General features: G+C 72.8%; 9 protein-coding genes and 1 CRISPR repeat array. All 9 genes read right to left on the bottom strand.

Annotation, left to right across the window (positions count from 1 at the left end):
* Positions 1-15: 15 nt before the first annotated feature.
* Positions 16-582: a hypothetical protein gene (locus CELF_RS02605; RefSeq protein ID WP_126297654.1), complete on the bottom strand. Its 567-nt coding sequence runs from the start codon at positions 580-582 to the stop codon at positions 16-18.
* A 431-nt stretch (positions 583-1,013) separates the two neighbouring features.
* Positions 1,014-7,204: a CRISPR direct-repeat array (repeat unit 28 nt; unit sequence GGCTCATCCCCGCACGCGGGGAGACGAC).
* Between the two features lie 57 nt (positions 7,205-7,261).
* Entirely contained in the window at positions 7,262-7,432 is a 171-nt protein-coding gene (locus CELF_RS21485; protein ID WP_197722522.1) for a hypothetical protein, read from the bottom strand.
* Positions 7,410-7,598, bottom strand: coding sequence for a type I-E CRISPR-associated endoribonuclease Cas2e (cas2e, locus tag CELF_RS21350; RefSeq protein WP_013769691.1), 189 nt, complete (start codon positions 7,596-7,598; stop codon positions 7,410-7,412). Before cas2e ends, CELF_RS21485 begins: the two co-directional genes overlap by 23 nt.
* Positions 7,595-8,548, bottom strand: coding sequence for a type I-E CRISPR-associated endonuclease Cas1e (gene cas1e, locus CELF_RS02595; protein WP_013769690.1), 954 nt, complete (start codon positions 8,546-8,548; stop codon positions 7,595-7,597). Before cas1e ends, cas2e begins: the two co-directional genes overlap by 4 nt.
* Position 8,549: 1 nt before the next feature.
* A complete protein-coding gene (gene cas6e / locus CELF_RS02590) occupies positions 8,550-9,242 on the bottom strand; it encodes a type I-E CRISPR-associated protein Cas6/Cse3/CasE (RefSeq protein ID WP_013769689.1) in 693 nt (230 codons plus the stop codon).
* Between the two features lies 1 nt (position 9,243).
* The gene (gene cas5e / locus CELF_RS02585) at positions 9,244-9,969 is read right to left on the bottom strand and encodes a type I-E CRISPR-associated protein Cas5/CasD (protein WP_013769688.1); all 726 of its coding nucleotides are present in this window, start codon (positions 9,967-9,969) and stop codon (positions 9,244-9,246) included.
* Positions 9,966-11,123 carry a type I-E CRISPR-associated protein Cas7/Cse4/CasC gene (cas7e, locus tag CELF_RS02580; protein ID WP_013769687.1) on the bottom strand — a complete coding sequence of 386 codons (1,158 nt, stop codon included), beginning with the start codon at positions 11,121-11,123 and terminating at the stop codon, positions 9,966-9,968. The genes cas5e and cas7e overlap by 4 nt, the downstream gene beginning before the upstream one ends.
* A complete protein-coding gene (gene casB / locus CELF_RS02575; RefSeq protein ID WP_013769686.1) occupies positions 11,123-11,773 on the bottom strand; it encodes a type I-E CRISPR-associated protein Cse2/CasB in 651 nt (216 codons plus the stop codon). The genes cas7e and casB overlap by 1 nt, the downstream gene beginning before the upstream one ends.
* Positions 11,770-13,404, bottom strand: coding sequence for a type I-E CRISPR-associated protein Cse1/CasA (gene casA, locus CELF_RS02570; protein WP_197722521.1), 1,635 nt, complete (start codon positions 13,402-13,404; stop codon positions 11,770-11,772). Before casA ends, casB begins: the two co-directional genes overlap by 4 nt.
* Between the last annotated feature and the right edge of the window lie 9 nt (positions 13,405-13,413).

Here is a 13,413-nt window from a genome sequence, read left to right as displayed (position 1 = left end):
GTCCCGGCGGACGTGTCAGGCGACCGCGACCTCCGGGCGGGCACGGAGCGCGTCGAGCGCCCCCGCGAGCGAGCGCCGAGCGGCGACCGCGTCCAGCCGCACGAGACCGTCGCGGCCCTGCCGTCCGAACTCGTCGACCAGCTCGGCGAGCAGGTCGCGCTCGACGAGCGGCTCGTCCACCTCCAGCACGGTGCCCGCCTCGTCGTGCACCACGTAGGTCACGTGCGGGACGTAGCCCTGCGCGGGCGCCACCCGGAACCACGTGCCATCCACCAGCACCGGCGACGGCAGCGCACGGCCCGCCACCCGGGTGCCACGCAGCGCCGCGCGCAGCCTCCGGGCCTCGTCCTCGTCGAGACCCGCGCACGCGTCGAGCTCGTCCAGGTCCACGAGCACCACGCACGCCGGACCGGGCTCGTCCGAGCCGGGGTGCCAGGCCGCGTCGAGCTCGAGCGTGAGGAAGCCGTCGTGCGCCGAGAACGCCGCCTCGACGAGCCTCAGCCGCTCCGCGACGTCGAGCCCGCGCAGCGGGTTGCGGCGCGAGTCGCACACCGACCCGCAGGAGCAGGAGATCGTCACCATGCGCACCAGGGTGGACCCGACCACCGACATCGGCCCGCACGCGCGGCGGCGTGCCGGACGATCCGGCGCGACCCTCCACAGCTCCAGAACACGGCAGCCGCAGCGTTGATGTAGCCGAGCAGGATGTCGTCCGGCTCACCCGGCACACGGGAGAACACCGCCCCTTGACCGCGCGGCCTGCGGCCCTTCGGCTCATCCCCGCACGCGGGGAGACGACCGGACCGACTCGGCCGACCGCCACGCCTTGTTGGGCTCATCCCCGCACGCGGGGAGACGACGGCATGACGTCGCTGGCCTTTGACGTGCTCGGCGGCTCATCCCCGCACGCGGGGAGACGACGAGGGTGACATCGTCGCCGACGACGCGTCGCCGGGCTCATCCCCGCACGCGGGAGACGACCACGGGCAGCAGTCGATGCAGGCGTCTCCGGCGGGCTCATCCCCGCACGCGGGGAGACGACTTCGCGTCGATGTGGGACTTCCTCAAGACGGTGGGCTCATCCCCGCACGCGGGGAGACGACGGACTCCACGCGCGACAGGTCCGACAGGGCGCCGGCTCATCCCCGCACGCGGGGAGACGACTTGTTCGAGCCGGTCGTCGTCGCGAGGTACTCGGGCTCATCCCCGCACGCGGGGAGACGACCAGACGGCCGCGTTCGCCGCGACCCTGGACGACGGCTCATCCCCGCACGCGGGGAGACGAGTCGCCAGGGAAGTACGCGACGTCCCGGCCCTTGGGCTCATCCCCGCACGCGGGGAGACGACACCAGCCGCCCCCGGACCGTGACCCGGTTCCCCGGCTCATCCCCGCACGCGGGGAGACGACTCGAGCTCGCGAGGGGCCCCGCTTGCGGGGACGGGCTCATCCCCGCACGCGGGGAGACGACTTCTGCAGGGCGGTCAGGATCTTCGAGTCGAACGGCTCATCCCCGCACGCGGGGAGACGACGTCATGACCCCGGTCACCCCGAGCACGGCGGCCGGCTCATCCCCGCACGCGGGGAGACGACCGGTTCGTCGGCTGCGTGGTGCCGACCTCGTAGGGCTCATCCCCGCACGCGGGGAGACGACGGCCGCTGCGACGCCTCCCGCAGGTGCCAGTCGGGCTCATCCCCGCACGCGGGGAGACGACGCGGTGGACGGGTCGACGCTGACGGCTCAGTCGGGCTCATCCCCGCACGCGGGGAGACGACCACCCCGGCGTGCCGCCCGCCGGGACGTCGGAGGGCTCATCCCCGCACGCGGGGAGACGACGCCGGCACCACGGTGTTCAAGCGCCTGGCCACGGGCTCATCCCCGCACGCGGGGAACCGACACCCGCCACGGGCCCACCGCGCGCTCCCAGCGCGGCTCATCCCCTCACGCGGGGAGACGACTTCTCCGCGTCGTTAGCAGGCGACCGGATCTCGGGCTCATCCCCGCACGCGGGGAGACGACTACGAGTGGGCGCGCCCGGCTGAGGTCGGAGCGGGCTCATCCCCGCACGCGGGGAGACGACGACCGGGTACGCCAGTCGATCGACCACGAGGAGGGCTCATCCCCGCACGCGGGGAGACGACATGGGCCGTGCGCTGTTCGGGATCGTCGCGGTGGGCTCATCCCCGCACGCGGGGAGACGACGACCACGTCGGTCTCCCGGGGCTCGCTGGGGACGGCTCATCCCCGCACGCGGGGAGACGACTACCGGGACCGGGCGACGCAGGAGCGGATCTTCGGCTCATCCCCGCACGCGGGGAGACGACGACGGGGCGTGGATCTTCCACCAGTGGTTCCAGGGCTCATCCCCGCACGCGGGGAGACGACCACAGGGCAGGCACAGCGCACGGGGCCACGGTGGGCTCATCCCCGCACGCGGGGAGACGACCACGCGGCCGACTCCGCCGCGGCGTCATCGGTGGGCTCATCCCCGCACGCGGGGAGACGACGCGCAGACGGTGCCCTTGTAGTACCACCACGGGGGCTCATCCCCGCACGCGGGGAGACGACGCCATCGCAGCACTACTCAACGCAGTTCAGACCGGCTCATCCCCGCACGCGGGGAGACGACATGTCCTTGCGCGGGTTCGTGGCGTCGGCCGCGGGCTCATCCCCGCACGCGGGGAGACGACCAGGTGTGGGACGAGGCCGCCTACGAGCGCAAGGGCTCATCCCCGCACGCGGGGAGACGACCTCCCCCCTAGGGGTGGGGAGGCTCCCACTCAGGGCTCATCCCCGCACGCGGGGAGACGACGGCGTAGGCCAGGGCGACTTCCTCGGACGACGTCGGCTCATCCCCGCACGCGGGGAGACGACCAGCTCGGCGCCGACGGGATCGCGGTGACCGTGGGCTCATCCCCGCACGCGGGGAGACGACTTCGCGTGGGAGTCCGACGCTCTGATCGCGTCGGGCTCATCCCCGCACGCGGGGAGACGACCTCCCGGCTCGCACCAAGCGCGGCCGGGTCGTGGGCTCATCCCCGCACGCGGGGAGACGACCCGACCGCTGACCCAGATCACCCCCGCCCGACCGGCTCATCCCCGCACGCGGGGAGACGACCCGGGGCGGGATCCTGTGATGATGGTGCCGGAGGGCTCATCCCCGCACGCGGGGAGACGACGCCCCGGCACCGATCGTGACGGCCCCGATGACCGGCTCATCCCCGCACGCGGGGAGACGACTGGCTCGGGCTCGAACGGCCCGTGCGTGGACCGGGCTCATCCCCGCACGCGGGGAGACGACACCCCCCGGGGGTCGACCCCATCGAGGAGGACGGCTCATCCCCGCACGCGGGGAGACGACGGTGACACGCCGGTCGTCGGCGGGCAGATCCGGGGCTCATCCCCGCACGCGGGGAGACGACTGCGACCCGGGGTCGCCGCGGCGTGGGCGCGGCGGCTCATCCCCGCACGCGGGGAGACGACAAGTGACCAAGGGAGGCGGTGAGCATGGGCCAGGGCTCATCCCCGCACGCGGGGAGACGACACACGCCGGCGCCGACCGCTCTGCCGTCTGCCAGGCTCATCCCCGCACGCGGGGAGACGACGACACCTGGGACTGGACCGTGATCGCGGCGACGGGCTCATCCCCGCACGCGGGGAGACGACGTGTAGCCGAACACGGCGAAGTCCTTGCCGCCGGGCTCATCCCCGCACGCGGGGAGACGACTCCTGCCCGGCGGTGCCCGTGTCGTCGGTGGCCGGCTCATCCCCGCACGCGGGGAGACGACGTGGGCCAGGTGTTGGTGTGGTGGACGTCGACGGGCTCATCCCCGCACGCGGGGAGACGACGCGCAGGAGCTGTCCGACGAGCAGTTGGAGGCGGGCTCATCCCCGCACGCGGGGAGACGACGAACCCATCGCACGCGACCTCTACAGCAAGCACGGCTCATCCCCGCACGCGGGGAGACGACCGCCGCGAGGGCACGTACAAGGTGACTGTGCCGGGCTCATCCCCGCACGCGGGGAGACGACGTCCGCCCGCGCAGCACGAACAGGGCGGCCTTGGGCTCATCCCCGCACGCGGGGAGACGACCACCGGTGGCGGTGTGAGTGGGTCGCGGCGTCGGGCTCATCCCCGCACGCGGGGAGACGACATCACGCCGACGACGCCGAGCACGACGCCCTTGGGCTCATCCCCGCACGCGGGGAGACGACGGGCATCTACTCGGCTGCGGGCGTCGGGTTCTCGGCTCATCCCCGCACGCGGGGAGACGACTGGGTCGAGTCCTGCCCGGACGAGTGCGACGCCGGCTCATCCCCGCACGCGGGGAGACGACTGGCGTGCGGCCTGGCGTGCGTCCTCCACGGCGGGCTCATCCCCGCACGCGGGGAGACGACTGCCGGCGGCTGCGGCGGTGTACCGCGGTCAGGGGCTCATCCCCGCACGCGGGGAGACGACCGTGCTGCCGCAGGGCTCCCGTGCGGACCAGGAGGCTCATCCCCGCACGCGGGGAGACGACGCCGGCCTCAACGCGGAGGACATGGCCGCGCGGGGCTCATCCCCGCACGCGGGGAGACGACCCCATGGTCGGCATCGGCGACCCCGGGTCGAACGGCTCATCCCCGCACGCGGGGAGACGACCGCACCGTCGGACCGTCACGCGACCGCTACCCGGGCTCATCCCCGCACGCGGGGAGACGACGGCGACTCCACAGGGGACTCCGACACCGAGTGGGGCTCATCCCCGCACGCGGGGAGACGACGGACTTCGCCCGCGAAGTTCACTCGGGCTCGACGGCTCATCCCCGCACGCGGGGAGACGACAACGCGTTCAACACCTCGCGTGTCACGGCCGCGGGCTCATCCCCGCACGCGGGGAGACGACGAGTACACCCTGACCCTCCCGGTCACGACCGCGGGCTCATCCCCGCACGCGGGGAGACGACATTGTGCGCGGCCCGGTGGTCGTGAGCCACGCCGGCTCATCCCCGCACGCGGGGAGACGACTGGTGCCCAGTGAGCGCCGCAGCCCGTGTGTGGGGCTCATCCCCGCACGCGGGGAGACGACGAGTACACCGGCCGACCGGCGCGGAGGTCGTCAGGCTCATCCCCGCACGCGGGGAGACGACGCCGGCGTCCGGGAGCCGGTCGACGGCCTGTTCGGCTCATCCCCGCACGCGGGGAGACGACACGCGCGGGTGGCTCACCGGCGGCGACTACTGCGGCTCATCCCCGCACGCGGGGAGACGACCAGTTCGCCCGCGAGTACGGCGGACAGTGGCCGGGCTCATCCCCGCACGCGGGGAGACGACTGCGAGTGCCGCAGGTCGTGGATGCGCGGGACCGGCTCATCCCCGCACGCGGGGAGACGACCCGGACGGCGCGTCGAGCGCCTTCTCGATCGCCGGCTCATCCCCGCACGCGGGGAGACGACGACTTGGTGCGGTGCCGACGCGCCTCGGCGTCGGGCTCATCCCCGCACGCGGGGAGACGACAGTGGATCGATGTGGACATGGAGGCGCGGACGGGGCTCATCCCCGCACGCGGGGAGACGACAAGTGCGGCGCGCCGCGCCCCTGGAACTCGTACGGCTCATCCCCGCACGCGGGGAGACGACACAGGAGACCCGCCACCATGGCGACCACCACCGGGCTCATCCCCGCACGCGGGGAGACGACTTCCGTGACGCGCCCGCCGCGTCGACGCCGTCGGGCTCATCCCCGCACGCGGGGAGACGACTCCGGGTCGGGCGCCTCACCAGACCCGCCGCAGGGCTCATCCCCGCACGCGGGGAGACGACTGCGCACCCTCCCCGAAGACGCTGCGCACGACGGGCTCATCCCCGCACGCGGGGAGACGACGTCCTCGGCGTGGAGCCCGCGTGGTTCTCCGAGGGCTCATCCCCGCACGCGGGGAGACGACCTGCGCCGCGTCACCGACGAGCGCGTCGCGCGGGGCTCATCCCCGCACGCGGGGAGACGACGTGGCCGCGCTCGTCGCCGGGCTCGTGTGGTTCGGCTCATCCCCGCACGCGGGGAGACGACTCGAACCCACGGGTATCCCCGGGCCCGTCGTCGGGCTCATCCCCGCACGCGGGGAGACGACCGATGGTCGCACAGACCTCACTCGCCGTCGCGGGGCTCATCCCCGCACGCGGGGAGACGACTCCTCGATGAGGCACCGGACCGTCTTGAAGCCCGGCTCATCCCCGCACGCGGGGAGACGACCCGCCCGCGCAGCACGCTACGCACCGTGTCCAGGGCTCATCCCCGCACGCGGGGAGACGACCACGGCTGGTCCATCACGGAGGTCATCGGCCGGGGCTCATCCCCGCACGCGGGGAGACGACGGCCTGCCGATCCTCAAGGACGTCGCGGCGTGGGGCTCATCCCCGCACGCGGGGAGACGACCACGGGCTCGGGAAGGTCAAGGTCGGCGGGTCGGGCTCATCCCCGCACGCGGGGAGACGACTACGACCCGCACGGTGAGGACCCGGACGCCACAGGCTCATCCCCGCACGCGGGGAGACGACGCGCCCGGCGATGTCGTCCTGACCCTCGGCCCGGGCTCATCCCCGCACGCGGGGAGACGACTAGGCATCGACGCCCTGCGGGTCCTCCGAACGGGGCTCATCCCCGCACGCGGGGAGACGACTGGCGGGTCGATCGTGAACCCCACCGGTTGCGGGGCTCATCCCCGCACGCGGGGAGACGACTTCTGTGCGAACGCAGCGGCGGCCTGGTCCCCGGGCTCATCCCCGCACGCGGGGAGACGACGAACCACGGGTGGGGTCGCGCGATCGACTTCGGGGCTCATCCCCGCACGCGGGGAGACGACGCGGTGCAGGGTGGCCGGATCGCGCACAACAACGGCTCATCCCCGCACGCGGGGAGACGACGCGGGCTGGCGTGAGGTCCCGATCGCCCCGCCGGGCTCATCCCCGCACGCGGGGAGACGACTCCTGCCCGGCGGTGCCGGTGCCGTCGGTGGCCGGCTCATCCCCGCACGCGGGGAGACGACCGCCGGCATGCCCGCCACCGAACGCATCGACCACGGCTCATCCCCGCACGCGGGGAGACGACAGGGCGTCGTCGACGGAGATGATGCGGCGGTGCGGCTCATCCCCGCACGCGGGGAGACGACGCGACGAATGGGTTCGAGATCGTCCGCAACCGGGGCTCATCCCCGCACGCGGGGAGACGACACATCCTGACCTGCGTGATGACGCCAGGACAAGGCGAGTCAGCATCGGTTTGAAGGATCAGCGCTGGCGCCGCCTGGAGACGTTGCTCCATCCGCTGCTGCTGGAGTCGGCAGGTGGTGGGTCCACGGGCCGACGCATGAGCGTGAGGCCATCGATGTCCTCGGGGACCCAATGGTGCCCGTGGCTGCGGATCTCGAAGCGTTGCTCAGTGTTGGCGGTGATGACCATAAGGGCGCGACCGCGGCCGAATCAGCTCGACAGTGCGGTTCCAGAGCTCGTCGCGGACGCGGGTCGAGGTGTGGCCGACGAAGACACCGGCGGACACCTCCAGGAGCCAACGCGTCAGATGGCCGCGCAGGCCGGCCGGGCAGGCGGTCAGCACGAGGACGATCACCAGTCCACCTCGTCGCCCCATGACGTGCCGCCGGCGACGGTACGGGTTCCGCCGTCCCAGAGGCGGACGACATCAGGTCCGAGGTCGGCGGTCGCCTCGTCCGGCTCGGCGGGAAGCAGGAGGTTGTGGATGTCGCTGCTGCATCGTTCAAGCAGGTGTCCGTCGCGAAAACGGTCACGCATGGCGCGGCGGGTCTCGGCGCCGATGTCGCTGTACCCCGCGGCGGCGGTCTCGAACGCGCAGGGAATGGCGTAGTCCGCCTTATAGAGGTCGGCGATGTCGAAGACGAAGGACCGCACGTGCCCGGTGTGGACGAAGCCGAGGCCGGGGGAACAGCCGAGGGCGACGACGACGGCGTGGACGATGCCGTACAGGGCAGTGGTCGCGGCGGACAGGGCCTGGTTGACCGGGTCGCCCGACGTGAAGTCGTCGGGGTCGTAGCGACGCTTCTCCCAGGCGATGCCGTGAAGAGCGGCCTGCTCCCGGTAGGTGCGACGCACGCGGGCGCCCTCACGACCGCGCAGCTGCTGCATGGTCAGGCCGCTGGTGTCCTCTCCGGGGAAGCGCATGGCGTACATCTGGCGGGCGACACGCAGGCGCGACGACTGGTTGGTGACGAGCTCGGCCTGGGCGAGGAGCAACCGGGACGAGCGCGCGAGCGAGCGTCCGTGTGCGTAGTAGCGGACCCCGCGCTCACCGACCCACACGGCCGTAGAGCCGGACTCCGCGAGCAGGGTCATCGCGGCGTGGCTGGCGGTCGTTCCGGGGCCGAGCAGCAGCGCGCCGAGCGAGGCGGCGGGGATGTGCACGGTGCCCCGCTCGTCGGTGGCCGTGATCGCGTTCGAGTCGCGGTGGATGACGCTGCGCTCCAGGTAGAGGAAGGTGATGCGGTCCTGGGCGCGAGTCAGCTCCGACAGATCGGGCGGACGGACGCCGGGGATCTTGGTCATGTCACGAGACGGGGGCGAGCGTGAGCAGGCCGCAGCCGTACGCCTTGCCGGGGCCGATCCCGGCGATGAGGGTGCGGCGAAGCACGTCGGCGTCGTGGACGACCAGCACTCCGTCGAACTGGGCGGCGGCGAGGGTGACGGGCTTGTCCGCACCGCGGCGCGAGAACTGATGGGTGGTGCGTCGCGTCACCCGAAGGACCGGAGCGGCGACATCGCTGTCGACGCCTGGCAGGGGCGTCATGGCGATGTGGAAGCCTGCAGACTCGGCGCGCTCGGTGAGCCACTTCTCCTGGTGCGGGACGGAGACGTGCGCCACCCGCTTGGCCCGTCCGCCGTGCTCAGGCACGACGTACTGGGTGGGGTTGGCGGTGAGGCGGAACGCCCACCGCTGCCCCGGTGCGAGGCGATCAAGGAAGGGCCCGTACTCCTTGGACGTGCCGCGCTCGGTCGACGGCCACCCGGCCTGCTCAGCGAGGTGCGCGAAGTCGGGACGGTCGGGGCTGACGACGTACAGGAAGGTACGCGCGTCGGGCTCGACGTCGAGGCGCCACAGCACCCGCGGGGCGCCGTCGAGCGCACCGGTCGGAGCGTCCGGATAGGACGCGAGCACCGCGGCATGCAGGCGTTGCGGGCTGCCCAGCAGCCTGCGAGCGTCCCGTCGCTGGGGGTTGAGCTGGATGCGGGAGAGGTACACGTCAGTCCACCGCCTCGAACGGGTCGTGTGTGAGGCGCACGCCGGAGGGTGCGGGTGCGGGTGCCCCGGGCACCGGGACGCTTCCGAGGTCGACGGTGCGCCACCCGTACTGGCGGTGCTCGGGGTCGAAGGACACGGGCTCGTCGCGCTGCACGGTCGATCCGTCGACGCGGTCTGCGAGCTCGGGAGCGGCGCCACGGTCGACGCGGAACTCGAGCATCGGCGGCTCGTCGCCGCAGCGTCGCCGCCACCACGGGGCCGCGCGCCAGGGCTCGTCACGCAGTGCCATGCCGAGCGGGGCGTCGAGCAGTCGCGGGACGAGTGGCTCTGCGGGCGGGCACGAGCGACGCCCGAGGTAGAGCGGGAAGACCGGGTGTCGTAGTGCGTCGACGAAGAGCTCGAGGAGCGAGTCCTCCGCGTGCACGACGGCCAGGAAGCGGGCGTCTTCCCGGTAGTACCGGTACGACAGGGGCATGGGCTGCCTCCCGTCGAGCGACCTCGCCGTCTGGAAGTCGCGAAGCAGCCGTCCCGGTTGGTCGATCCGCACACCGAGCCGCAGCCCAACGTAGTCCTCCAAGGAGTCGGAGCGGCGGCGTCCCTGCGCGGCGGCCAGCAGCCCGACGATTCCCGACTTGGTCGGGGCGTCGTCGGTGGCGCGCGTGGTGAACCGGCTCTCGCTCCCCCACGCCTGCAGGGGGCCGGCCAGCGTGAGGACGAGGACCGTCATGCCGACACCCCGAGGCGCTCGGCGACCAGCTCCCCTACCGCCTCGTAGAGCCCCGGGAGGGTGGTCCGCGCCGCATCGGCCCAGGAGTCCTCCAGGCCCGCCCGCGCATCGCCGATCGCGACGACCCAGGCGGCGACGGGCTCCTGCCCGAGCACCTCGGCGACCTCCGTGGCCCGCACACCGAGCCGGTGCGCGGCGACGTGCAGGCGCGTGCGGTCACCCTGAGCCGTGACGGCGTCCTCGAACGCCCCGACGAGGTTGACCGGCTGGGTGTCGCGGACCGTCACCACGACCGCCTCGGGCAGCGTCCGGTTCGCGAACGTGTTCTGCTTGCCCGTCGGCATCGACTCCACGAACGCCTGCACGAACGCGCGCACCGCGCGACGAGCCGCCTCGGCGTCACCGAGGTTGTCGTGGAGACGGTTCACGTCGACGGTGGCATACCGGTAGAGCGTCGAGGAGTTGAACTCGACGGTGCCGATCATCCCGGCGCCGGAGTCCTCGTCGGTGGCGTCGCGCTTCACGTCGTCGACCGCGGTGAAGTAGTCGTACTCGTTGTCGACCGCGTGCACCGAGATCGCGTGCGCGACCTGCGCGGCTGCGTCGACGTTGAGGTCGGTGACGTCGGCGACCATGCGTCCGAAGAGCGACACGTCGACGGCATGCTCGGTGTCGAGCAGGCCCTTGCCCTTGAGTGCCTTCAGCGCGCCGGTGACGTCGCCGGCACCGGCGATCTCGACGGCCTTCTCCGCCAGCAGGTCAACCTGCCGACGAGAGACGAAGACGAGGTATCCCGTCTCCTGGTGCTCCGTGGTCTCGCCGGCCTTGACGCGCTTGGCCTTCTCGAGCTTGAGCCCGGTCGACGCGACGACCCCGGCGGCCAGGGTCTCGGCCGACTCGCTCAGCGTCGGTTCGAGCTCGCAGATGCGCGCGGCGACCAGCTCGACGACTCGCTTGGTCCGCACCCCCAGCTCGGAACGGTCGAGCAACGTCCCGAAGGACACCCGGGTCGCGCGCTTCCAGGCCTGGGACGACACCCGGGCGCGTCGCTTGCCACCGAACACCGCGGTCTTGGGGCTGCCGGTGTCGTCACGGTTGACGTTGCTCGGCGGGACGGTCTGCAGGGCGTGGACCTCGACGATGGTGCGGGACATCACTGCTCCTCGGCGGTGGTGGTGGACGTGCTGGTGGTGGGTGCCGTGGTGACGCGGTAGAACGCGCGGCCCCAGCGCAGGCGGACACGGTCCGCGGAGGCGGGGTGCTGGAACTGCACGAGGTCCTCCGCGAAGCGGCCGTAGTCGAAGCCCTGCTGCCGGTCGCGCAGTAGCTGCACGAGGCCACGGGCGTGGTGGACGAGCTCGTCCCAGGTCTGGGCGGTGCCGAGCGCCTGGAACCGGCGGGTGACCCCGCGGACCTCGTCGCCGTCACGCAGGCGGATGCGCCCGACGGCGTCGCCGAAGCCCACACTGCGCAGGTGCATCGGCACCGACTGCGACTGCTGGTGCACCGCGTACAGCCCCAGGGCGGTGACGATCGACCGCTCGTCGGGCGTCTCCGGCCCGTCCGTCGTCGGCGCCGACGGGTTGACGACGAACTCGAGCACCGCCGGCGACGAGCCGAGCGGCTGGGTGAGGCTGCGCCGCAGCTCGGCCAGCGACGCCCGCGCCCACGAGCTCTGGACCGGCGGCAGGTACTCCCTCTGCAACCTGCCCACCTGCCAGGACACGAACTCCCGGGTGGTACGCGGCGGGGTCGTGCTCTCCTCGAGGTCGTCGTCGACAGGTGGGGTCCTCGTCTCGGTCATGCTGCGGGCTCCTCGGGCGTGGTGAGAGTGGTGGGCAGCGCCTGGTCGACGGCTCGGCGGAACTGCTTGTCCGCCTCAGGTGTGGAGACGTGCCGGGTGCCGCTGCCGATGCTGACCTCGCGTCCGACCCACGCGTCCGGCCCGGCCGACTCGACGAGCTCGGCACCGACCCGCCGCACGAGTGCAGCGGCTTGCCGGTGCCACTCCTCGCGCTGGGCGAGCGGGTCGACGCTCGGGTCGAGCCCGGCCAACCACGCCCGGTACGGCCCGTCGAGAACGGCGTACGCCTGACGCTGCGCCTCATCGCGGGCACCGTCGAGGAGCTTGGGCTCCCTGGCGCCCGCGGCGCTCGCGAGGTTACGGGCCAGGAAGCCGACGGCACGCACCGCACCCTCGGACGCGTCGACCGCGTCGACCGCCGCCTGGGCGAGAGCCGGGTGCTCCTCGGACAACAGGGCCACCGGCACGACGAGGCGGTCGTCGACGACCTCCTCGACTGACGCGTTCTGCGTGCCGTAGACCATGCCGGCCGTCCGCAAGGTGACCCTCGCCGTCGCCTCCAGGGCCTCGGCCGCCCACTCCACGACGGCTGCCGTGACGAACGGCTGACCGCCGTCGGCCTTGCCGCGCGGGGCGACGAGCGGGAGCAAGGAAGCCAGTCCTCGCCACACCGCGCGGCCAGGTACGTGCTCGCGCGGCATGTAGACCACGGGCAGCCCGAGCTTCTTCTGCTGCGGCTCGCTGCGCCGCCACGCGGACATCGGCTCCTGCCGGTGCCGGTTCTGCGGGGTCAGCTTGTCCCCGTTGGCGACGAGGACGCCGGTCACACCGTCGGGACCGCCGTGCAGCAGCACGCGGCGGCTCTGCCACGTGAACAGGTCGAGGGATCCGTACGGGCGGGCCGCTGCATCGTCTGCCTCGGCAGGGCCAGAGGGCTCTGCCTCCCAGGCGGGCCGGTCACGAACGTCGCGCTGCAGGCCGAGGTGGTCGAGCGGCACCGTGTTCAGCAGGAGCGTGCGCCACAGGTCGCCACCGTCGACGGACAGCCCGCCGAGGTGACCGGCGAAGCCCTGGCCGATCGGGTAGCCCTTGCCCCCCGTGACGCGCGGGTCACCCACCGCGCCGGACTTGATCCCGGACACGTCGAACGCCTGCACGTGCACCAGCCACCGGGCCGCCTCAGCCGCGCTGATCCGCTGCACCCCCCGTCCGGCGCGCGTCGTGAAGTACGGGTGACCCGCGGGGACGTCGGCGATCAACCGTTCGAGCCCGAAGACCTCGTCCCTCGCGGTGCGCAGGCCTGCCACCTGGAAGAACGGCGTCTCCGGGTGGAACAGGTCGAACCGCTCAGCGTGCTCCTGCAGGTACGCCTCGATCGCCTCCATCGGCGGAGCAGTCCCGTCCCAGAGGTGTTCCCAGTCGCCCGTGGTCCGTGGCCCCCCGACGGAGCGCGCCAGCACGGCCAGCGCCACGCGCAGGACCGCGTAGCCCTGCGTGGGGATGTCTCCGACGATCTCCCGGATCTGCGGCGCCCGCCGGAAGAGGTCGAGCAACGACACCTCATCCGTCGTCCCGTCCTGCGTCAGCACGAGCACCCACGGCTCGTCGATCAGCGAGTACCTGCCGCTCATCGCCATGCT

The organism is Cellulomonas fimi ATCC 484 (assembly GCF_000212695.1).
GTDB lineage: Bacteria > Actinomycetota > Actinomycetes > Actinomycetales > Cellulomonadaceae > Cellulomonas > Cellulomonas fimi.
The sequence above is the reverse complement of the archived record's forward strand: the minus strand, read 5'-3'. Positions and strand labels throughout refer to the sequence as shown.